The organism is Aliidiomarina sanyensis (assembly GCF_003987175.1).
Classification (GTDB): domain Bacteria; phylum Pseudomonadota; class Gammaproteobacteria; order Enterobacterales; family Alteromonadaceae; genus Aliidiomarina; species Aliidiomarina sanyensis.
Window position 1 is genome coordinate 239,173 of sequence record NZ_PIPM01000001.1, and the last position, 21,092, is coordinate 260,264.

Sequence of the window (21,092 nt, forward strand, 5' to 3'; positions counted from 1 at the left end):
GGCCACCAAAGACTATTTCTTCACTGCGTCAAGAAACCGTTCTGCATCAAGGGCTGCCATACAGCCAGTGCCTGCGGAAGTTATTGCTTGACGATATACATGGTCACTTACATCCCCCGCCGCAAAGACGCCAGGGATAGATGTTTGTGTCGCATTTCCATGGAGTCCACTCTGTACCTTGATGTAGCCATTTTCCATGGCGAGTTGGCCTTCAAACATGCTCGTGTTCGGCTGATGACCAATGGCAATAAAAACACCCTGTAGTTCGAGTACTTCGGTGCTCTCATCACGGGCATCTTTGATGCGAATTCCGGTAACACCCATATTATCGCCAAGCACTTCGTCGAGCGTTTTATGGAGATGAAGTGTGATATTTCCGGTCTTCGCTTTTTCCATCATCCGATCAATGAGGATTTTTTCCGCTCGAAAGGTATCGCGACGGTGGATAACGTGAACTTCTTCCGCGATGTTTGACAAATACAACGCTTCTTCGACCGCGGTGTTTCCACCGCCAACCACGCACACTTTCTGGCCGCGATAGAAGAATCCATCACAGGTTGCGCAAGCACTGACACCTTTTCCTTTGAATGCATCTTCTGAAGGCAAGCCAAGGTATTTAGCAGAGGCCCCTGTCGCGATAATTAGTGCATCACAGGTGTACTCTTTGTCCCCTTTTAGGCGGAAAGGACGCTGCTGGAGGTCCACCGAATGGATATGATCGAAGAGAATTTCTGTATTGAAGCGTTCTGCGTGTTGTTGCATCCGAACCATAAGATCTGGACCCGTGAGTCCTTCTGGATCGCCCGGCCAGTTTTCAACGTCAGTGGTGGTGGTCAATTGACCGCCTTGCTGCATTCCCGTGACCAACACAGGATTGAGGTTTGCTCGCGCTGCGTATACAGCGGCGGTGTATCCTGCAGGGCCGGAACCGAGGATCAATAGTTTGCAATGCTTTACTTCAGCCATGGAAAAACGACTCCAATATATTTTGCCGGTCTCTTGAACCGCGTCGACAAGAAAAGATGGTCCGCTATTGTAGGGAGTTGTTACAAATGCGTAAAGAGCCGGGCGAACCGGCTCTTTGATCTTTCAGCGGACTGCTGTAAGGAATTACGAACGAATTTAGATTTTAATTGCAGCCAATGGCTCGAGGTAATCAAGACCAAGTTGCGCGCCCAAATCATCATGGACTGCTTTATAGGTAATGTAGCCTCTGTGCATGTTCAGACCATTTCGCAGATTTGCATCTTGGGCAAGCGCTTCAAGACCTTTGTCCGCAAGTGCCAAACCATATGGTAACGTTGCGTTATTCAAAGCAATGGTTGAGGTCCGTGCAACACCACCTGGCATGTTGGCTACGCAGTAGTGGACAACGTCATCGACGATGTAGGTGGGATCTTGGTGCGTCGTTGCTTTTGATGTTTCAAAACAACCGCCTTGGTCAATTGCAACATCGACCAAAACCGAGCCGGGCTTCATGTTCTTAATGTGTTCGCGGGTAAGCAGTTTCGGTGCAGCAGCACCTGGAATTAATACCGCGCCAACGACTAAATCTGCCTGCTGTGAGTACTGCTCAATGGCTTGTGCGGTTGAGTACACAAGTTTTACACGGCCCATAAAGATATCGTCGAGCTCACGCAAGCGAACCAGTGACCGATCGAGGAGCGTTACTTCAGCTCCCATACCGACCGCCATTTTCGCAGCTTGTGTGCCCACAACACCACCGCCGATGATCAGAACTTTACCCGGAGCAACACCTGGGACACCGCCAAGCAGGGTACCGGAGCCGCCATTTACTTTTTCAAGGTGATGAGCACCCGCTTGAATTGACATTCGTCCGGCCACTTCGCTCATGGGGGCAAGTAGTGGGAGACCTCCCCGATTATCGGTTACCGTCTCATAAGCAATTGCTGTCACGCCTGCCTCGGCAAGCAAACGCGTTTGCTCAGGGTCCGGTGCGAGGTGCAAGTAGGTGTAGAGGATTTGACCTTCCCGAAGCATTTTACATTCATTCGGCTGAGGTTCCTTGACCTTCACAATCATGTCGGCAGAAGCAAAGATTTCTTCGGGTGAGTCAACAATACGCGCACCGGCTGCCTCGTAGTCTTCATTGGTAAATCCGATCGCGGTCCCACCATCGCGCTGTACCATGACGTCGTGACCACGGTTGACATACTCTTGTACTGCGGCTGGAGATAAACCAATGCGATACTCGTGATTCTTAATTTCTTTAGGAACACCAATCAACATAATACGAAGCGCCTCATATTTAAAAATGGCTTTGGCAGAGCTTTTGTGAGTTTAGACGATGTTGCTCAGCCAAGGTAAAAGTTGCGCAAAGTATATCGTAGGTCAATCTGGCGTGACCTACTTTTTTATGGGCTATAAAAAGATAATAAATCTGCTAGAATGTCTAATAACAGCATAAAACGCTTTGTGGGACTATGAATAAAGAAAAGATCACTATTGATCGAATTGATCGGAAAATTCTGAGGATTTTGCAAGATCAGGGGCGGATATCGAACGTTGCACTGGCCAAGGCAGTTGGCTTGAGTCCTACGCCGTGTCTCGAGCGGGTTCGAAAACTCGAGCGAGAGGGCGTGATCCTAAGCTACCATGCTCGGATCGACCCGGATAAACTCGGAACACCGCTGCTTGTGTTCGTGGAAATTACGTTGAGTAAAACGTCCTCAGATGTATTTGCCGAATTCAGTGACGCAGCCCGAAAGACGGATGAAATTTTGGAATGCCACTTGGTGTCTGGGGATTTTGATTTCTTACTGAAGGCGCGAGTTGCTGACATGGCAGCTTATCGAAAATTGCTCGGTGAAACCTTGCTGAACATGCCCGGAGTGAATGAATCTCGTACGTATGTGGTGATGGAAGCGGTAAAACAGGAAAATAAAGTCGTGATCAAGGGCTGATTTATCCATTATATTCGTTACAATCAGCACGAAGCGCGCTATCGTAAAATTCGCGGAAATCCACTCGGTCTTAGCTAGACCTATGGGTTAAAAAGGACGCACTCTTGTTCTACTTATTCTAACTATAATGAAAATGACAACGAGAAACGGAGCGTTATGACAGGCGTACAGCGATTACTGGAAACCGGTCTCATCTTGTGTGGTGCTGTGGCTATATTTTTACTCACCGCACTATTGACCCATAGCCCCGCCGACCCGGGCTGGTCACAAACCGGACATACCCAAGATATACAAAATGCGGCCGGCGCGATTGGCGCTTGGTTCGCTGACATCCTCCTTTTTGCGCTCGGCGTTATGGCGTACAGCGTTCCGTTTGTGGTTGCGGGATTTGGATATGTGATGTTCCACCGACCACGCCAGTTGCTGAGTCTCGATTATTTGAGTCTTGGGCTTCGTTTGATTGGCGTACTGTTGTTTCTGGTGGGCTCCACAGGCTTAGCGACGCTCAATCTGTCTGGAGTCGAGTATCACTCGGCCGGCGGCTTGGTTGGGGACGTAGTGACCGATGCGATGCTGCCATATTTTAGTCTCATCGGGACCACTCTTATACTGCTGACGTTTGTTCTCACTGGAATTACGTTAGTCACGGGTTTGTCGTGGTTTACCTTGATCGACGCGATCGGTGAATACGTGATTAAAGGCTTGAGTTGGCTTGGTACGGCGCTCCTTGGATTGTTTCAGCGCAAGAACCACCCAACAAGCAAGAAATCCAGCCCGAGCAAGGCGGTGAGTCGTCGAAAAGTCGAAGACGATGATGATGACGATGACGTATTCCCAACGCACACAAATTCGGAGCGAACAACGCGTTCATCGCAAAACGATCAACCGGGTTTCTGGGCGCGGCTAGGCAGCGGAATCGCAGGCCTGTTTTTCTTAAGTAAGAGCAAAGAAGCGAAAGCAGAACGCTCGGAAGCAACTGACGACGATGTCGATAGTTGGGACGACCTGCCATTGGGGCGAACCGCAGGAGAGCCGGATGATTTGCCATCCATTAACACCCGCGCGGAGCCCGTGGTTGACGAAGATGCATTGTGGGCGGACTTTGATTCGGAGGATGCCGATGATGATCTCCCGTTTACACCGGATCCAAAACCCGTAAAAAGTAGCCCGAAGCCAACCCCCAAGCCAGCGCAAAAGCCAACTTCTGGCAATCCAATGCAGGGCAGTGGGGCGCAATGGGTTTCCCAACTCCCATCTCTGGAGTTGCTGGATCGGGCAAATCGCACTTCGAACCCTATCTCTCAAGAAGAACTTGACCAAGTAAGTCGTACCGTTGAATCGGTGCTTAAAGATTTCGGGGTGGAAGTGCAGGTAGCAGGTGTTCAACCAGGTCCTGTGGTCACGCGATTTGAGTTGGATCTCGCTCCAGGTGTGAAGGTCAGCAAGATCTCCAATTTGTCGAAGGACATTGCACGGTCGCTGTCTGCGATCGCGGTGCGTGTGGTTGAGGTCATTCCTGGAAAATCTTATGTGGGCCTAGAGCTGCCAAATCGAAATCGTGAGATTGTGCGCTTAAGTGAAGTGATCGAGAGCGAGAGCTTCAGTAAATCAGGCTCGCCTTTGTCGATGGTTCTTGGGAAAGATATTGCAGGCAAACCGGTCACGGTCGATTTAGCGAAGATGCCACATTTGTTGGTCGCGGGGACCACCGGCTCAGGTAAGTCAGTCGGAATCAACGTGATGATTCTCAGTATGCTGTATAAATCACAGCCTGAGGACGTCCGTATGATTATGATTGATCCGAAGATGTTGGAACTCTCTGTGTACGACGGAATTCCTCACCTTCTTACCGAGGTGGTTACCGATATGAAAGATGCTGCTAATGCACTTCGTTGGTGTGTTGGAGAGATGGAGCGTCGGTACAAGCTCATGTCCGCTTTGGGGGTACGTAATCTCAAGGGATATAACCAGAAGGTAGAAGAAGCAGCGGCCAGCGGTGAACCTTTACGGGATCCTATTTGGAAGCCGGGCGATTCCATGGATGAGCGGCCACCCGAGCTTGAAAAACTTCCCTATATTGTCGTTGTAGTCGATGAACTTGCCGATATGATGATGATCGTTGGCAAAAAAGTCGAAGAATTGATTGCTCGCATCGCACAAAAAGCGCGTGCGGCTGGAATTCATTTGATTTTGGCCACGCAACGCCCATCCGTAGACGTGATTACAGGGCTGATTAAAGCGAACATCCCAACACGGATATCGTTCCAGGTTTCATCGAAAATTGATTCGCGAACCATTTTGGACCAAAGCGGAGCAGAGCACTTATTAGGGCAAGGGGATATGTTGTATATGCCGCCTGGCTCTGGGGTTCCGGTGCGTGTCCACGGCGCCTTTGTCGATGACCATGAAGTCCACGCGGTTGTTGCCGACTGGAAACAACGGGGCCGGCCAAACTACATCGACGAGATTTTGAGTGGTGATAGTGGCGAAGATAGCCTGTTGCCTGGCGAAAGCAGTGATGATGACGGGGAATCCGATCCGCTTTATGACGAAGCGGTCGCATTTGTCACTGAGACACGCCGCGTGTCGGTTTCGAGCGTGCAACGAAAGTTTCGGATCGGTTACAACCGAGCAGCCCGTATCGTCGAACAAATGGAACATTCTGGTGTCGTATCTGCTGCGGGCCACAATGGTGCTCGCGAAGTTATTGCACCGAAAGCACCGAGGGATTTATGACATTTAAGTTTTTGTCTCATCAACGTTCTATTGCATCATTTCTCTGCATGATGGGCACCTTGCCGTTTCTCGTTTCAGCGGATACGGGCATTGAGACAACAGAAGCTCAAACTGCAAAGCAGCAGCTACAAGACAAACTTGCGGACCTTCAGACGCTGCAAGGTAACTTTTCGCAGCGGGTGTACGATGGTCATGAGCTGCTACAAGAGGGAAGTGGACGCTTTGTACTAGAACGCCCCGCGCGTCTTCGTTGGGAGACGGATGCACCCGATGAGTCGTTGCTGATCGCAGATGGGCAAACGTTGTGGTACTACAATCCATTTATTGAGCAAGTCTCTTTGTTTAATCAAACAGACGCCATGCAAGCAAACCCATTGCTTTTGCTACTCGATGCGCAGTCGGATAACTGGTCCACATTTCACGTGAGTTACGCAGATGATCGCTGGACTGTGCGAGAGACGGAGAGTGCTGGGATTGCTGCGACCTTACATTTGGAATTCGCACAGGATGATGCTCAAACACTGAGTCGATTGATCTTGGATGACGGACAAGGACAGCGGAGCGAATTCGCGTTAGCCGATGTTTATAAAAACCAAGCAGTAGCTCCTCAGTCTTTCCACTTTGATGTTCCTGAAGGCGTAGATATCGACGATCAACGAGATTAAATAAACGCGTGCAACAATTTGATTTAATGAATAACGGGGACGCATTTACAGACGGCATGCCACTTGCCGCACGTATGCGCCCCCGTTCTATTTCTGAATATATCGGTCAGAGCCATATTCTGGGCGAAGGTAAACCGTTACGCAAAGCGATTGAACAGGGCCATCTTCATTCGATGATACTATGGGGGCCGCCCGGAACGGGAAAGACCACGCTGGCCGAATTGATGGCACATGCAGCAGATGCTTATGTTGCTCGGATTTCCGCGGTGACGTCAGGCGTAAAAGATATTCGTCTCGCCATTGAAGAAGCAAAACAGCGACGTGCCGTGCAACGGACCATTCTCTTTGTAGATGAAGTGCACCGCTTCAATAAAAGCCAACAAGATGCGTTCTTGCCCCATGTTGAAGATGGGACCATTTTGTTTATTGGAGCTACAACAGAAAATCCAGGCTTTGCGCTCAACAACGCACTTCTAAGTCGGGCTCGGGTCTATCGTTTAACGACATTGACGGAGACAGAGTTAGAAAAAGTCTTCCAACGTGCATTAACGGATTCAGAGCGAGGGCTTGGCGCGCGCGAAATTTCCTTCAATGAAGCCGGCAGAACCTATTTACTGCGGGCGGCGAGTGGAGACGCGCGGCGACTCCTAAATTACCTCGAAATCGCGGCGGATTTTGCACAGCCTAACACGCCGCTTGATGCAGAAACGCTTGCGGATATTGTTGGAGAGAAAGGTGTACAGTTCGATCGGCAGGGCGATCTTTACTACGATTTACTCTCTGCATTTCATAAGTCGGTGCGCGGCTCCTCGCCGGATGGTGCACTGTACTGGTATTGTCGAATTCTTGCCGGTGGTGGGGATCCATTGATTGTTGCGCGCCGATTGCTTGCCATTGCATCTGAAGATATTGGAAATGCAGATCCTCGAGCACTGCAGTTAGCGCTTAACGCATGGGATACCTTTCATCGCGTTGGTCCTGCCGAAGGTGAACGAGCCATTGCCCAAGCAACCCTTTATTGTGCCAGTGCGGCAAAAAGCAACGCGGTTTACTCAGCATTCAATCAAATGCTTGAATTGGCCACGAACGGCCCATCTTACCCGGTTCCTGAACATCTGCGAAATGCCCCGACTCAAGTGCATAAGCAAGAAGGGTTTGGCGCTGAGTATCAATATGCACATGATCATCCAAATGCATATGTTGCGGGTGAATCGTACTTGCCACCGGAACTTGCCAATGCACAGTATTACCAGCCGTCGGAGCGTGGATTAGAGGGTAAGATCAGGGAAAAGCTCGAGCGGCTTCGTAGTCTCGACGCCCAGAGTAATTGGCAACGCTGGAACGACGCTCAGGAGTCATCGAATGACTGAAGTCTGGTTGTGGTTGTGGGTAGCACTCGGCGGCGCGGGTGGGGCATTAATGCGGTTTTGGTTAAGTCGTTTTAGCGCATGGCGCTGGGGTTCATCGATTCCTGCAACCTTCACCGTAAATATCGTGGGATGCTTCCTTCTCGGCGTTGGTTTGGTCTGGATTGGCGCTTTGGGTTCTGACGGGATGTACGCGCGTTCCTCATATATATGGTTAGAGCTTGGTTTTATTGGTGGTTTCACAACCTTTTCAACATTTGCAGTGGAAACACGCGGGCTGTTACCTCATGATTGGGGAAAGGCGGTCGCTTACATGCTGGGCAGCTTTGTCGGCGCGTTATTGGCCTTGATCGTCGGCTATATCGTGGGTGGGGTTTGGGTCTATGGATAATGGACGGCGAAGCCGGTGAACGGAAAACTAAAGCACCTTCTAAAACTCTCGTTGGCGGTGATGCTTGGTGGCGCATTGGGCGCGTTACTCAGGGTGTTAGTCGCTGTATTGATACATGGTGATGCAGGGGAAATAAGTCGCATTGAAGTCAAAGGATATTTCCCTTTTGCGACGCTGATCGTTAACATAGTAGGCAGTTTTGGCTTAGGTTATGTGGTTGCGCGTTTCGCACAACTTCAGTTACAGAACGGAAGTCCGTCGGAAACCATTTTTTTATGCGTTGGAACGGGCTTTTTTGGCGCACTCACAACATTCTCGGCGTTCGTCTACGAGGTCAAAGTCCTTGTTACATCACCGGTTCCTGTGTATGCCGAAGCGGCGGCTTTGTGGGCCGCGCTCGCTTTGCTGGCACACTTGGTGGGAGGGGTGCTGGTTGCAGCGCTTGGTTACCTAGTGGCCAGTCGTCGTTTTGTCAAAGCTTCGTTATCAGAATAGATCACCGCATTCGTAAATAAGAGAGAATTTTCATGCTAGACGCGAAACACTTTCGTGAGGGATTAGACGAAACCGCCATTCAACTGGCACGACGTGGTTTTACGTTAGATGTCGAAATGTTGCGCTCCCTCGAAGCGCAGCGCAAAGATGTTCAAGTGCGGACAGAGACCCTGCAAAGTGAGCGGAATTCCCGATCTAAATTGATCGGCCAAGCAAAAGCAAAAGGCGAAGACATCGCACCTCTGTTGGCTGAAGTTGGTTCGCTCGGTGATCAATTGGAAGCGGCTAAAGCAGAGCTCCAAGAGATTCAGCAACAGCTGCAAGCGATTATTGCTGGGATTCCTAATATTCCAGACCCCGCAGTGCCACATGGTGCCGATGAAACAGAGAATCAAGAGATCTTAACTTGGGGAACACCGCGCACCTTTGACTTTGAGCCCTTAGACCATGTAGATGTAGCGACAGGGCTAGATAAAGGACTTGATTTTGAACAAGCTGCAAAGCTGACGGGAGCACGTTTCGTTGTGATGAACGGAGGTGTGGCTCGGATGCATCGTGCGCTGACACAATTTATGCTTGATTTACATACGGAGCAACATGGATATCGTGAAACCTATGTGCCCTATTTGGTCAATCACGATAGTTTGTTCGGAACAGGACAGCTGCCGAAATTTGGAAAAGACCTGTTTCATGTTGAGGGTGAAAGCCAAGATGCTGTCGCGCTCTCGCTTATTCCCACTGCCGAAGTGCCCTTGACCAATCTGGCACGAGACGAGATTTTTGATGAAGCTGAGTTGCCGATTAAATTAACGGCTCACACGCCGTGCTTCCGCAGTGAGGCGGGTTCTCATGGACGTGATACTCGGGGCTTAATTCGTCAACACCAGTTCGATAAAGTTGAGTTAGTACAGCTGGTGAAACCGGAAGACTCGATGGATGCCTTAGAAGCACTGACAGGGCATGCAGAGAAAGTGCTGCAATTACTAGAATTGCCCTATCGGAAAGTGTTGCTATGTACCGGAGATATGGGCTTTGGTGCCTGCAAGACCTATGACCTTGAGGTGTGGCTTCCAGCGCAGAAAACCTATCGTGAAATCAGCTCGTGTTCAAATATGGGCGATTTCCAAGCGCGCCGTATGCAAGCCCGCTTCCGTCGCAAGGGCGCAAAAAAACCAGAATTATTGCATACATTGAACGGTTCCGGTTTGGCCGTGGGGCGGACACTTGTGGCGATTCTGGAGAATAACCAACAGGCCGATGGCTCGGTTAGTGTGCCGAAAGCGCTGCGCCCCTACATGGGAGGTGTCGAGGTGCTGAACCCCTAAATACATTTTGCTGGCTTGGGCAGGCCAGCAATCCGAGTTGCCTGCTTAGCCGGTCCCTTAGGGAACAGTGTATAGAGATAACGGCTGTTCCCTTTCTCTTCCCCGAGACGTTTCGCCACCGCTTTGACCAAGACGCGCATTGCTGGACTGGTGTCATAGGTTTTATAAAAATCACGGACAAACAGCACGACTTCCCAATGCGCGGGGGTCATTGTTATCTTTTCAAGTTCTGCGATATGTAACGCGAGTTCCTCGCTCCAGTCGTCAAGATGGAGCAAATAATTATGCTTATCGGTCGCGTACTGACGCCCTTCAAACTCAATCATGATGATCCTGCAAGGTGATGTGGGTCGACTCCAAAGTGAATTGTATGGCGGGAGTTTTGATTGATCAGCGCATCCACTTCAAGCGCGCTCAGCACGCGGACAGGCACACGCAAATGCAAATGCTTTGGACTTAATCCGGCATTAATAAGTGATGCCTCGGTTGTGAAGATATTCTCAAAATCGAACACGTCATTGAGCAATGCTACTTTCTTGAGTGGGTCGAGGCCGTCGACCGGTTCGACTAACTGCCATACGCCATCACCCACATAGAGTGCGCTTGCGTCTTGTTCTAAACTTATCGCCATGAGCAACATATCAAGCCCGTGCCTTGCCGTGGGGTGGTTCGGACGCTCGGAAAAAATAAAAGTAATCACCGATCCCCCTCAATACTGCTTAAATTGGTCAGCAGAGGCCAATTGCTCAATAAACTCCGCAAGGCCTCCAGCAGAAAAACCGGGCGCAATATCAGCTTCTGGATTCATGCCGTACTGGTCGGCGACCGTACTGCAAGCGACCAGCGTTACATTGTTTGCATCGGCAAGTTCTTGCCATGCGCGCTGAAGGTTAGGAGTCTCGTCAGCGAATGCTATGTTGCGATGCGCATATAGAACCCCAGGCCCATAAAAGAATACTTGAAGCACTTGATGTCCCTCAGCAAGAAGCATGTGCGCGTCATCGAGGGCCCGCAGTCCAGGTCCGGGAGTATCAGGACCTGCATAGAGCATCATCACATAAGAACGAGGTGCTGAAGTAGGGCGTGAGAACATATTTCAATCGGCCTCGAAGAACCTAAATAATGAAGTTAAGTATAAACAAAAACGCCCCGGGAAGTCATTCACGGGGCGCTTCGTTGTGTTACCGAGCGGTAAACTTAGTCATCACCGCCGGCGAAGGCCATCAGGAGGTTAATCAGACTGATAAAGATGTTGTACAGCGAAACGAACAAGGTAACGGTCGCAAGAATGTAGTTACGCTCACCACCATTCACAATCGCGCTAGTCTGCATCAGAATTGCACCCGATGAGAAGAGAATAAACATCGCACTCAATGCGAGATGCAGGGCAGGGAGCTGCAGGAATAGGTTTGCAATGAATGCGACGACAAGCACCACAAAGCCTGCGACCATCATACCACCCAAAAACGACATATCTTTCTTCGTGGTAAGGATATAAGCGGACAGGGCGAAGAAAATCGCAGCGGTACCGCCCATTGCCAACATAATGATATCTGAACCACCTGCGGCTACGACCATATTAAGAATTGGCCCGATGGTGTAGCCCATGAAACCAGTGAGCGCGAAGACCATCACAAGGCCCATCGCACTGTTTGCTGTTTTGTGTACGGCGAACAGTAAGCCGTAGAAACCAACCAAGGTGATTAGAATTCCGGGATGAGGCAGATTCAGCATGCCTGTGATACCGGCGACAACAGCGCTGAACGCCAAGGTCATGGCTAAAAGCGAATAGGTGTTACGTAGGACCTTGTTCGTTTCTAGCGCGGAATCACGACGCGCTGTTGAAATAGTCGGATTGTTCATGGTGTTATTCTCCACTGGTTAACTTCTCTACGTCCGTTTTAGAGCACGAATCTTACGAAGAGTTCTACTATACCGCAATCTACCGGCATAGGTTCAATAAAATTCGGTGAATTCTCGGCCGTTTTCTTATGAAATCAGCGTGTTCGGCTAAATTTAAAGCAAACGATCCGGTTTGTTACAATTTTTGCTTTACAAGCGGAAACGGGATCATTATCATTCGCCTCGTTCTTAACAAGCACTGCTTGGAAAGACAGCTCGGAGAGGTGGCAGAGTCTGGCTTAATGCACCTGACTTGAAATCAGGCGTAGGTTCATCCCTACCGGGGGTTCGAATCCCTCCCTCTCCGCCAATTTTGAAAAACCCGCCCTCGTGGCGGGTTTTTTCGTTGTGCGCCTCAAAAAAACAGCTGTGTGTGTCAAACCGTAGTCATTCGTGCAAAGCAGTGCTAACGTAAATCGAAGCATAAGTTATTTTTGGACAAACAGGACGATGCGTGGTTTCTAAAACTCCTACTCTTACTTTGCGTGCTGCTGTCGTGACAGAAATCATCCGTTTGCGGGAGATTGAAGAGGGCGCACTCGATGATCAGTCTGTTCTTGCGCCTGCTCGAAAACAACCGACTTTCACGGAAAAGGTAACCGAGCGGGCGCGCTTGCTCGCGATTCAAACTGGGGATCTAGAAGCCTACGCGCACTTGATCCGCGCCGTCACCTGGGTACTTATTCTTGTGTGTGGCTTCGGTATTTTAACGGGTCTCGGATTGGTGAGTTCGGCGATTAGCAGCGATGGGGCGGTTCAGGTACCGATGGCTCTATTTGCCCTGGTGGGCGTTAATTTTATTATGTTGGTGATTTGGGGGATCTTATTTGCAGCCGCTCTGCGCGGTGATGATGTGCGATCCCGCGGGATCACGCGAATTTTCTGGGAACCATTGACGCGAGGCGCGTTCGGTAGCGGGCGGACACGCGCTGCCCGAGCGTTTTTAAACGTCTTACAGCAGCGACGGGCGGACTTGGTTCTCTTTAGCCTGCTATCCCATGTGTTTTGGAGTCTGGTTGCGCTTGTCGGGCTTTTTGTGTGTTTGGTGTTTTTTGCGTTTCGCGCGCATGGTTTCGTATGGGAAACAACCATCTTAAGTGAAACAACGATTCACAATCTCATTGCTTTTTTTGCCTGGCTGCCGGCTCGTTTCGGCGTACCGGAACCTGCGTGGTCAGATGGTGTATTCAGCGCGACGATCCGTGAGACAGGATATTGGCTTTTGTCCGTGATCACTCTCTATGCCGTCATTCCGCGTTTGTTCTTTGCCGCACTGTTTTGGGGAATTTTTGGGTGGCAGCTTCGCGTTCTTGCGATCGATCTCACATCTCCAGGCATCTCTTCATTGCGACCGCGTTTAGAGTTTACGGGTCATTCGGTGGTCGATCCAGCACCCGATTCGATTGCTGCGGCTCATGGGCGTGCATGCGAGCGGACGTTTGAACCTGACGTCATTGTGTCGTTGGATCACGAGCCGGATCTGACATCACTGCAAAACGACACGCGGTATTGGGGCGTGATTGACGGCGCTCAGACGCGTGACGCTTTTTTATCAAGGTTGGCTACCGGCTTGGAGTGTAAAGTTCGGATGCGGGTCGATAGTCGTCTGAGCCCCGATCGTGGAAGTTTACGCATATTAAGCCAAATTGCGCGCGTGTGTCTGCTTCAGGTCGATTTGACGTTTCCTCTCGATAAAGAACGGGTAAGTGCTTGGCATGAAGCACTCGATGCCTCGCAGATTACAGTACTGGAGAACGTCGATGACATATGAACAAAGCCGCACCCTGTTAGTAGCTGTTGTCGGGCACACCAATACGGGTAAAACATCTCTGCTGCGAACTTTACTCCATGATGTTGGTTTTGGGCAGATTTCATCGCGCCCTGCGACCACGCGTGATGTGCGCGCCGCAACCATCAGTTCGCAAGGCAAGCCACTCCTTACATTGTTCGATACACCAGGATTAGAGGATGGTGTGGGATTATACGCCTGGCTCGAAGCGAATCGAACGTCAGGGAAACATCATGATGGCCCTGAGCGAATCCAAACACTGCTTGATCATCCTATTGCCCAAAGTGATTACGAGCAAGAAAGCAAGGTTCTCAAACAATTGTTAGTGAGCGATGCTGCATTTTTTGTGATAGACGCCCGAGATCCGGTGCTTCCCAAGTTTATGGACGAACTCGCGATCTTACAAATGTGCGGTAAACCTATCGTGCCCGTTCTTAATCATACGGCGGCCGAAGGACACCAAGCTCAGGTATGGACCGAGAAACTCGCCCGGATTGGTCTTCATCATTGGGTTGCGTTCGATACCGTGTCACCTCAGGAGGGTGGGGAGACCCAGGTGTATGAACAGCTTGTTGCCGTGCTTCCTGCGGCACGAAAAGCCATTAAAACCCTGATAGCGGAGCGCACGATGGAGCAGGCGCAGCGACGTGCAGCCGCGATTCGTTGGCTCGGTGAATTGATTACGGACGTGAGCGCTTGTCAGTTTGTCGTTCAACATCGCACCGACGATGCGACGGATGCTGCAACCTTTGAGCTTCAGCGCAAAGTAGTGGCTCATGAGCAGTCATGCCTTCGCCACATTTTGCAAATTTATGGCTTTCGGCCGGATGATGCACGACTTTCAGGTCTCTCCGTTACTTCGGGTACTTGGCAGGAAGACTTGTTTGACCCAGATACTTTGCGTGATTTTGGAGTCAAAGCCGGAAAAGGTATTGCGGCGGGCGGGGCAGCGGGCGCCAGTATTGATGTTATGACAGGCGGTTTTTCGCTTGGCGCTGGGACACTCATCGGTGCGGCGGCGGGAGGAATCTGGCAAAGTTGGCAAAAATTTGGTCAACCACTTCAATATAAGTTGCAAGGTTATACGCCGCTGCGAGTCGACGATGGTGTGATTGAGGTGTTAGCTAAACGTCAACTGGCGTTGATTTATGCATTGCAACGACGTGGTCACGCAGCTTTGGAGCCTATTTCTCATGCCGAATTACGTGATCATTTCCCCATGGAAGCCTTTGTGAAGTTGCGCAAAAAAGCGCGACAACATCCGCAATGGAGCGCACTTCCGGGGAGTGAATTCCGTGACTCACCACTCCGACAACAAGCAATAGATGCGTTTGGAAAAGCGGTTCTCGACTCAATGCAAACGGGCTAAAAGTTATACCTATTGAATAAATTACAGCCAATTGTTTCCTCTTTTGCGTGGATCTGCTAATTCTCAACTGATTGAAAATAAAACATAAATACATTGGGCGAATCGCGTACAGCAAATAGAAGCAAACCCAGACTTCGTGGGGGATTGGTCCTTATCAGTATATTAAATTGCGTACACAAATCGACCCATGCAACCCGAGAATCTCGCGAATAATGTTTAGATTTGATGTGATTTGCTCTTGAACTCACTATGAGTTTTCTGTGAATTAAGAAAACCGTTAATGAGGGAGGTATAACGGTTATAATTTACTCGATAAAACAGGGAATTAAAGATGAGTGAAATCATACTCGCACTTGGGTCAGAAATCCGGCAAGCGGGATTGCTTGCGGTCTTAAAAAGAAAACAACATAGCGTACAGGGTGTTCATATACACCGAGGGGAAATCAGCGCGGCGGCACAGAGTATGCGCGTTCCTATTTTGATGGTGGATGAGTCCAACCGACAGATGTCGATTCGTAGTCTAGCGCGGAGTCTCCGAAGTGAACATCCTCGAATAAAGGTTATTGCGTGTTGCGACAACTTGAGTCATGCCATGGATTTGAAACTTACCGAGAAGTACGTCGATGGTTTTCTGTTCTCTCATTCAGGGCTCGATGAAGTCGAAAAAGCGGTCCGGGTCGTCACGATGGGTGGAGCCTACAGTCCCCGTGTTCTGATTGAAGCCACGCGCCGATACAATCGCCTCAATTTGCAAAATCCAGTGTTCAGTGGATTGAGCCGCAGAGAAACTCAAATTTTCCAGTTGATTGCGACAGGGCTTACTGTCCCTGACATCGCTCAGCGACTTTTTATCTCACGCAAAACGGTCAACACGTTTCGCTATCGGCTCTATCAAAAGCTCAATGTAAAAGGTGATGTGCAACTGACGCACCTTGCCTATGAGTATGGGCTTCTGTCACCGGATTTATTGAAGCGATGCGCACTCTATCCACAAGGGACGAAAGCATTGATTGATCGTGAGACAGCAACGCGTGTTGCTGAGTCGAAACAGCCTCGCTACGGAAAGAAGAAATAGACCCAAAAGCGAGGCCAATGCGTATCAGCGTGGCCGCACGCTAGACGCTATCATGCAAGACATTAATCGGGCGTTCTGGTAGTCTTACCACTGTAATCCATGGTGAGCAGACGCCGATTTGTTATGACAGCAACTTCCTCAGAACCCGCTTTTGATTCGCAGGAATTCCTTCAGAATCTCACTCATCAGCCAGGCGTGTATCGTATGTATGATGCCAATGAGGTGGTCATTTATGTGGGCAAAGCAAAAGACCTGCGTAAACGAATTGGAAGCTATTTTCGCGCACAAGTCGATTCGGTAAAAACGAAGGCACTGGTGAAGCAGATCGCTCACATGGATGTAACGGTCACGAACTCAGAAGCTGAAGCTCTGATTCTCGAAAATACCTTTATCAAAAAATACCGCCCTCGATACAATGTATTGCTCCGAGACGACAAATCTTATCCTTACATTTTGATATCCGATCACAAACATCCTCGTATAGCGTTTCACCGCGGCACGCGGCGTGAAAAAGGAACTTATTTTGGGCCGTTCCCCAGTGGACTTGCGGTCCGCGAGTCACTTCGCTTATTGCAAAAACTCTTTCCTGTTCGGCAATGTGATGATAGCTACTATCGAGCGCGGAGCCGACCCTGTTTACAGCATCAATTAAAGCGCTGTTTGGCGCCATGTGTTGGAATTCCCTCCGAAGCGGAGTATCAAGAGCAGGTCAAGCTTGCGACGCTATTTCTGAATGGAAAAAATCAGCAAGTTCTGAACGAGCTCGTGCAACAAATGGAGGAGGCCAGTCGTTCGTTGGCATTTGAGAAAGCGGCACGCATTCGAGATCAAATCGCAGCACTGCGTGCTGTGCAAGAGCGTAACGCAGTGAGTGGCACGCAGCACGAGCTCGATGTGATCGGGCTTTACCGGGAATCCGGCTTTACCTGTATCCATTTGTTATCGGTACGCCACAATGCAGTGCAGGGAAGTCGCAGCTACTTTCCTAAAGTTCCGCAACACACGTCCGACGCGGAAATCGTTGAATCATTTTTATTTCAATACTATTTGAATCGTCAGCATGGGCAGCGGGTGCCCGCGGAAATTGTGGTGCCTGATTGTATTGAGCATCCAAAGCAATTGATGACCCAATTACGCGCCGCACTTGATGGTTCAGTGACCGTACTTGCTCCGAAGCGCGGGGAGCGCGTTCAGTATCGAGCACTTGCCACTAAGAATGCGATGAATGCGGTGCAAAGCAAGCTTGGAACGCAATCGACCATGCACACACGTTTGCTCGCCTTGAACAAACTGCTTAAACGCGATGATGTGGTGAATCGAATAGAGTGTTTTGATATTTCCCATACCATGGGTGAGAAAACCGTCGCATCCTGCGTTGTATTCGGTCCAGAAGGCCCCATTAAATCTGAATACCGTCGGTTTAATATTGAGGGAATTCAGGGCGGGGATGATTACGCTGCGATGGCGCAAGCGATCACGCGGCGCTATAAGCATGCAATTGAGCGCGAAAATGTGCCGGATGTGTTATTAATCGATGGTGGGAAAGGGCAGTTAACCCAGGCTGAAGCATATTTTCAAGATTGGCCAAACCCACCAGTTCTGCTTGGGGTAGCCAAAGGTGAAAGTCGAAAACCGGGTTTGGAAACGTTAATTTTTGGCTTTGACAGAAGGACAGTTCAGTTGTCGGCGGACGATCCCGGCCTTCATTTGATCCAACATATTCGGGATGAGGCACATCGTTTTGCAATTACTGGGCATCGTCAGAGACGGGCGAAGGTGCGAAAAACAAGTACTCTTGAAGAAATTCCAGCAGTGGGCGCAAAACGTCGTCAGAATTTATTAAAATATCTGGGTGGATTACAGCAGGTAAAAAACGCTACTATAGAGCAGCTTGCCAACGTTCCTGGAATCAGCCGCGCATTGGCTGAGACAATCTACTACGCTCTCCGGGATGAATGACAGATGCAACCTGGCGCACGAATTTCAACGCATCGATAGACGAGAATAAAACACTATGTGGAGCATCCCCAATATATTGACCTCCTTTCGGATTCTGTTGATTCCGGTGTTTCTTGCCGTGTTTTATTCACCATACGAAAATGCACACTTCTACGCTGCGCTTATTTTTGTGCTCGCGGCCATTACTGATGGTCTCGACGGTTATATTGCCCGAAAGCTAGAGCAACACACCAAATTTGGTGCGTTTTTGGATCCCGTCGCGGATAAAATTATGGTTGCTGCGGCGTTGATCGCGGTCGTGGAATTCTATGGAACACTCTGGATTACGGTGCCGGCTTTGATCATCATCAGTCGTGAGCTGATTATTTCGGCGCTACGGGAGTGGATGGCGGAGATTGGCAAGCGCGAGAGCGTTGCCGTTTCTACCCTCGGGAAAGTAAAAACAGTCACCCAAATGGTTGCTCTAACAGGATTATTGTGGAGCGCAAATGCATTTGTAGTTGGCATTGCGACCGCGGCGATCTATATTGCAGCCATTCTTACCCTCTGGTCGATGTACGTGTACCTGACTGCCGCTTGGGCAGACTTGACCCACGATTCGTAACACCCGCTGCGGCAAGAACTTACAACCTTCGTTTCTTTCATCTTACCTATTGCTTGAACAATAGCATTTTTGCTTGTGAGGGATTATGTCAGGCTATGTGCGGAAAGGCCTCAGCGCGTTGATTCTCATCGCGCTCCTTTATCTAGTGTTTTCTTTTTGGACCAGTCGCTCCTTGAGCCAAGAAGTAGCCGCCTATGCGGATACGCTCATCCAACGTGATGATGTCATGGTTACACAACTCGAATATCAAGGTGGCTTGTTTTCGGGAACGCTCGTCTATGACTTAACGTGGCGCCCCATGGAAGGCGAAGCATTAGAAATTCGCGAATTTCTAATGCTGCTCGATGATTTTGGATTGGAATCGGGAGCTGCTGGGGGACTTCGTTTAAGGGGACACCAACGCGTTCTGCATGGTCCTTGGATCGGTGGTTCCCATCGCTTTGGTCGGGCCCGAGCAACTGTCGCTATTCCGTTGCCCGATGCCGCTCGCGTGTATTTACCGCAGTATCCGGGGAAAACGCCGTTATTTTCCATCGAGTTGGTTGCAGGTCTGAGAGGGGAGTCCATTGTATCGATTCGTAGTGCCGATTATCGGGGACGCGTAGTGGATGAGTGGGGTGAGACAGTCGCCCAACTGACGTTACTTGGTATGAATATCGAGCTGCGAGGGAATCGGGCGATCACTCGCGTAGGGCTGCACGGTAATATCGATCGCTGGGCACTAGAGATTCCTTCGGACGATATTTCAATTGACTTAACAGGCTTGAAGTTTTCTTCGCGCCAAAGTTTGGTAACGCCTTCGCTTTGGGTCGGCCCGCAAGCATTAAACTTTGACAAGCTCGTGTTCGGATTCACGGAGACGGCGGGTGAGATCGTCGGGGCGTCGATACGTTCTGACGACGCGGTCCGTGGCGGACAATACGAAAGTCTCACCTCGCTTCACTTTGACGCTATCCGAGTGTTGCCCTTTGAGACTGGACCCGTGGCGCTTTCGATGCGGTTGTCGAATGTCGATGCATCGTCTTATGCCGCTTTGCTCGAGGCCGTTGACGCCATGTATGCAGGAGACGGGGAGGCGGATGCTTACGATTCGATTTACGCAGCACTTGAAACTATTCTCCAGAAGGGACCGAAGTTAGCGGTTGACCCGCTGACGATCGCTGTTGCCGATAAAGACGATATCAGTGTTTCACTTTATGTGGGGTTTGATGGATTTAATCGGTCTGAAACCACTGAAATTGAGGATGTTCTGCGTCATCTTGTGCTTGATGGACGCGTTCGAATTCAGCACAGCGCCCTGCAAGCTTTACTTCGTACTCGGCTCGCGGTCGACCATGAGCAGGGAACGCGAACGCTTGATGCGAGAGCACAATTAGAACTCGCGGAACTGCTGGAATCTTTGCAAGCCTCAGAATGGGTGGAAGTAAAAGACGATCATATCGAGGGGACAATTCGTTTGGAAGCAGGCTTATCCTCTCGCAATGCGGAGGAACCGGTTGACCTCACGACACACTTTGGCATTATCGATCAAGCGCAGCAAACTGCACGCGCCTTGCTCGGATTCGGGAGTCAAGACAGTGCACTTGCGGGATTCATGCCGGGACGCAGTGCAGACGTCCTCATGCATCTTGAGGAACCCTTATGGCCTGCGCAACGCCTGAGTAGTGGGTTTACCCCCGATCCGGTGCGCGTAGACCTGATTGCGGGAGGTCAAGACGCCCTTGAATCGATTTTGGGTGCTGACTGTGTGGGCTATGTTACCGCGGCGCAACCTGATATCGTTATCGACTATACCGCAGGGCATTTTGACCTATATGTCTACGTCGATGCCTCACATGACACGACACTGGCTATCCGCGATCCGAATGGTCGTTGGTTTTGTAACGATGATGCGCCGGGATTAGGTCTTAATCCAGGTCTTCACTTTAGTGATCCAGTCTCAGGCCGTTACACAGTATGGGTTGGAAATTATAGTTCGGGAACCGGGAGTGCGACCTTGCTTATCTCTGAACTTGGCATGAATCCATAAACGATCTACGCAATTAGAAAAACCGCCTTAGTCGCATGTGTGTGATAACGGCGGTTTTTTTATGTCGCATGTACACGCGCCGTTAAATCAGCAGCGACTGATATCGTGAACGCACGGGAAGGAATTGTATTCTGGTGCCAGAGGTGTTGCTTAAATGGTGCCCGGGGCCGGACTCGAACCGGCACGCTGTTACCAGCGAGGGATTTTAAATCCCTTGTGTCTACCAATTTCACCACCCGGGCAATAGTAGGGCACACATTAGAGAAATGTAAAACTGGAGGCGGGTCCCGGAGTCGAACCGAGATCCACGGATTTGCAATCCGCTGCATAGCCATTCTGCCAACCCGCCGGAGAAAAAAGCGTGGAGCGGGAAACGAGACTCGAACTCGCGACCCCAACCTTGGCAAGGTTGTGCTCTACCAACTGAGCTATTCCCGCATTGCTTTTTGTGCTTCCGGAGCC

The 21,092-nt window shown here is 50.1% G+C and carries 19 protein-coding genes and 4 tRNA genes; 14 read left to right on the plus strand and 9 right to left on the minus strand.

Annotated elements, in window-relative coordinates:
• Positions 1 to 12: 12 nt before the first annotated feature.
• Together trxB and ald are read right to left on the minus strand one after the other, a co-directional pair.
• A complete protein-coding gene (gene trxB, locus CWE11_RS01095) occupies positions 13 to 966 on the minus strand; it encodes a thioredoxin-disulfide reductase (RefSeq protein ID WP_126775757.1) in 954 nt (317 codons plus the stop codon).
• A 156-nt stretch (positions 967 to 1,122) separates the two neighbouring features.
• A complete protein-coding gene (gene ald / locus CWE11_RS01100) occupies positions 1,123 to 2,250 on the minus strand; it encodes an alanine dehydrogenase (protein WP_126775758.1) in 1,128 nt (375 codons plus the stop codon).
• Between the two features lie 194 nt (positions 2,251 to 2,444).
• Between ald and lrp the strand changes: the two genes are divergently transcribed.
• The 7 genes from lrp (at position 2,445) to serS (ending at position 9,903) form a co-directional block, all read left to right on the plus strand.
• Complete coding sequence (lrp, locus tag CWE11_RS01105) at positions 2,445 to 2,924, plus strand: leucine-responsive transcriptional regulator Lrp (RefSeq protein WP_126775759.1); 480 nt, start codon at positions 2,445 to 2,447, stop codon at positions 2,922 to 2,924.
• 156 nt (positions 2,925 to 3,080) lie between these two features.
• Positions 3,081 to 5,660 (plus strand): DNA translocase FtsK, encoded by a 2,580-nt coding sequence (locus CWE11_RS01110; RefSeq protein WP_126775760.1) that lies wholly within the window; start codon positions 3,081 to 3,083, stop codon positions 5,658 to 5,660.
• On the plus strand, positions 5,657 to 6,325 hold the full coding sequence (gene lolA, locus CWE11_RS01115; protein WP_126775761.1) for an outer membrane lipoprotein periplasmic chaperone LolA: 669 nt from the start codon (positions 5,657 to 5,659) through the stop codon (positions 6,323 to 6,325). The genes CWE11_RS01110 and lolA overlap by 4 nt, the downstream gene beginning before the upstream one ends.
• Positions 6,326 to 6,351: 26 nt before the next feature.
• Positions 6,352 to 7,695 carry a replication-associated recombination protein A gene (locus tag CWE11_RS01120; protein WP_241971697.1) on the plus strand — a complete coding sequence of 448 codons (1,344 nt, stop codon included), beginning with the start codon at positions 6,352 to 6,354 and terminating at the stop codon, positions 7,693 to 7,695.
• Positions 7,688 to 8,083: a fluoride efflux transporter CrcB gene (crcB, locus tag CWE11_RS01125; protein WP_126775762.1), complete on the plus strand. Its 396-nt coding sequence runs from the start codon at positions 7,688 to 7,690 to the stop codon at positions 8,081 to 8,083. Before CWE11_RS01120 ends, crcB begins: the two co-directional genes overlap by 8 nt.
• 15 nt (positions 8,084 to 8,098) lie before the next feature.
• The gene (locus CWE11_RS01130; RefSeq protein WP_126775763.1) at positions 8,099 to 8,578 is read left to right on the plus strand and encodes a fluoride efflux transporter FluC; all 480 of its coding nucleotides are present in this window, start codon (positions 8,099 to 8,101) and stop codon (positions 8,576 to 8,578) included.
• A gap of 32 nt (positions 8,579 to 8,610) precedes the next feature.
• Positions 8,611 to 9,903, plus strand: a complete 1,293-nt coding sequence (serS, locus tag CWE11_RS01135; protein WP_126775764.1) for a serine--tRNA ligase — start codon at positions 8,611 to 8,613, stop codon at positions 9,901 to 9,903.
• Here serS and CWE11_RS01140 read toward each other — a convergent pair.
• The 4 genes from CWE11_RS01140 to CWE11_RS01155 form a co-directional block, all read right to left on the minus strand.
• On the minus strand, positions 9,900 to 10,229 hold the full coding sequence (locus CWE11_RS01140) for a TusE/DsrC/DsvC family sulfur relay protein (protein WP_126775765.1): 330 nt from the start codon (positions 10,227 to 10,229) through the stop codon (positions 9,900 to 9,902). The two genes, serS and CWE11_RS01140, sit on opposite strands and share 4 nt — an antisense overlap.
• A complete protein-coding gene (locus CWE11_RS01145) occupies positions 10,226 to 10,603 on the minus strand; it encodes a DsrE family protein (protein ID WP_126775766.1) in 378 nt (125 codons plus the stop codon). The genes CWE11_RS01140 and CWE11_RS01145 overlap by 4 nt, the downstream gene beginning before the upstream one ends.
• A 9-nt stretch (positions 10,604 to 10,612) precedes the next feature.
• On the minus strand, positions 10,613 to 10,996 hold the full coding sequence (locus CWE11_RS01150; protein ID WP_126775767.1) for a DsrE/DsrF/TusD sulfur relay family protein: 384 nt from the start codon (positions 10,994 to 10,996) through the stop codon (positions 10,613 to 10,615).
• 104 nt (positions 10,997 to 11,100) lie between these two features.
• Positions 11,101 to 11,766 (minus strand): Bax inhibitor-1/YccA family protein, encoded by a 666-nt coding sequence (locus tag CWE11_RS01155; protein WP_126775768.1) that lies wholly within the window; start codon positions 11,764 to 11,766, stop codon positions 11,101 to 11,103.
• 257 nt (positions 11,767 to 12,023) lie between these two features.
• On the opposite strand from CWE11_RS01155, the gene CWE11_RS01160 reads away from it, so the two are divergent.
• From CWE11_RS01160 to CWE11_RS01190, 7 genes are all read left to right on the plus strand, one after another.
• A tRNA-Ser gene (locus CWE11_RS01160) sits at positions 12,024 to 12,115 on the plus strand.
• 144 nt (positions 12,116 to 12,259) lie between these two features.
• Positions 12,260 to 13,576, plus strand: a complete 1,317-nt coding sequence (locus tag CWE11_RS01165; protein WP_126775769.1) for a DUF2868 domain-containing protein — start codon at positions 12,260 to 12,262, stop codon at positions 13,574 to 13,576.
• Positions 13,566 to 14,963, plus strand: coding sequence for a GTPase/DUF3482 domain-containing protein (locus tag CWE11_RS01170; RefSeq protein WP_198675554.1), 1,398 nt, complete (start codon positions 13,566 to 13,568; stop codon positions 14,961 to 14,963). Before CWE11_RS01165 ends, CWE11_RS01170 begins: the two co-directional genes overlap by 11 nt.
• Before the next feature lie 331 nt (positions 14,964 to 15,294).
• On the plus strand, positions 15,295 to 16,038 hold the full coding sequence (locus tag CWE11_RS01175) for a LuxR C-terminal-related transcriptional regulator (protein WP_126775771.1): 744 nt from the start codon (positions 15,295 to 15,297) through the stop codon (positions 16,036 to 16,038).
• A 123-nt stretch (positions 16,039 to 16,161) separates the two neighbouring features.
• Positions 16,162 to 17,997: an excinuclease ABC subunit UvrC gene (uvrC, locus tag CWE11_RS01180; RefSeq protein ID WP_126775772.1), complete on the plus strand. Its 1,836-nt coding sequence runs from the start codon at positions 16,162 to 16,164 to the stop codon at positions 17,995 to 17,997.
• Between the two features lie 55 nt (positions 17,998 to 18,052).
• Positions 18,053 to 18,601 (plus strand): CDP-diacylglycerol--glycerol-3-phosphate 3-phosphatidyltransferase, encoded by a 549-nt coding sequence (gene pgsA, locus CWE11_RS01185; RefSeq protein WP_126775773.1) that lies wholly within the window; start codon positions 18,053 to 18,055, stop codon positions 18,599 to 18,601.
• A gap of 85 nt (positions 18,602 to 18,686) precedes the next feature.
• Positions 18,687 to 20,630, plus strand: a complete 1,944-nt coding sequence (locus CWE11_RS01190; protein ID WP_126775774.1) for a DUF945 family protein — start codon at positions 18,687 to 18,689, stop codon at positions 20,628 to 20,630.
• A 155-nt stretch (positions 20,631 to 20,785) separates the two neighbouring features.
• On the opposite strand, the gene CWE11_RS01195 is transcribed toward CWE11_RS01190, so the two are convergent.
• From CWE11_RS01195 to CWE11_RS01205, 3 genes are all read right to left on the minus strand, one after another.
• Positions 20,786 to 20,872, minus strand: a tRNA-Leu gene (locus CWE11_RS01195).
• Positions 20,873 to 20,905: 33 nt separating this feature from the next.
• Positions 20,906 to 20,979 (minus strand) — tRNA-Cys (locus CWE11_RS01200).
• A gap of 13 nt (positions 20,980 to 20,992) precedes the next feature.
• Positions 20,993 to 21,068, minus strand: a tRNA-Gly gene (locus CWE11_RS01205).
• Between the last annotated feature and the right edge of the window lie 24 nt (positions 21,069 to 21,092).

Bases quoted from the DNA above. Each gene is read 5' to 3' on its own strand.
- trxB (WP_126775757.1), bottom strand. From the start codon at position 966: ATGGCTGAAGTAAAGCATTGCAAACTATTGATCCTCGGTTCCGGCCCT.
- uvrC (WP_126775772.1), top strand. From the start codon at position 16,162: ATGACAGCAACTTCCTCAGAACCCGCTTTTGATTCGCAGGAATTCCTT.
- CWE11_RS01120 (WP_241971697.1), top strand. From the start codon at position 6,352: ATGAATAACGGGGACGCATTTACAGACGGCATGCCACTTGCCGCACGT.
- ald (WP_126775758.1), bottom strand. From the start codon at position 2,250: ATGTTGATTGGTGTTCCTAAAGAAATTAAGAATCACGAGTATCGCATT.
- CWE11_RS01140 (WP_126775765.1), bottom strand. From the start codon at position 10,229: ATGATTGAGTTTGAAGGGCGTCAGTACGCGACCGATAAGCATAATTAT.
- CWE11_RS01150 (WP_126775767.1), bottom strand. From the start codon at position 10,996: ATGTTCTCACGCCCTACTTCAGCACCTCGTTCTTATGTGATGATGCTC.
- lrp (WP_126775759.1), top strand. From the start codon at position 2,445: ATGAATAAAGAAAAGATCACTATTGATCGAATTGATCGGAAAATTCTG.
- serS (WP_126775764.1), top strand. From the start codon at position 8,611: ATGCTAGACGCGAAACACTTTCGTGAGGGATTAGACGAAACCGCCATT.
- CWE11_RS01170 (WP_198675554.1), top strand. From the start codon at position 13,566: ATGACATATGAACAAAGCCGCACCCTGTTAGTAGCTGTTGTCGGGCAC.
- pgsA (WP_126775773.1), top strand. From the start codon at position 18,053: ATGTGGAGCATCCCCAATATATTGACCTCCTTTCGGATTCTGTTGATT.
- CWE11_RS01190 (WP_126775774.1), top strand. From the start codon at position 18,687: ATGTCAGGCTATGTGCGGAAAGGCCTCAGCGCGTTGATTCTCATCGCG.
- lolA (WP_126775761.1), top strand. From the start codon at position 5,657: ATGACATTTAAGTTTTTGTCTCATCAACGTTCTATTGCATCATTTCTC.
- CWE11_RS01175 (WP_126775771.1), top strand. From the start codon at position 15,295: ATGAGTGAAATCATACTCGCACTTGGGTCAGAAATCCGGCAAGCGGGA.
- CWE11_RS01155 (WP_126775768.1), bottom strand. From the start codon at position 11,766: ATGAACAATCCGACTATTTCAACAGCGCGTCGTGATTCCGCGCTAGAA.
- crcB (WP_126775762.1), top strand. From the start codon at position 7,688: ATGACTGAAGTCTGGTTGTGGTTGTGGGTAGCACTCGGCGGCGCGGGT.
- CWE11_RS01110 (WP_126775760.1), top strand. From the start codon at position 3,081: ATGACAGGCGTACAGCGATTACTGGAAACCGGTCTCATCTTGTGTGGT.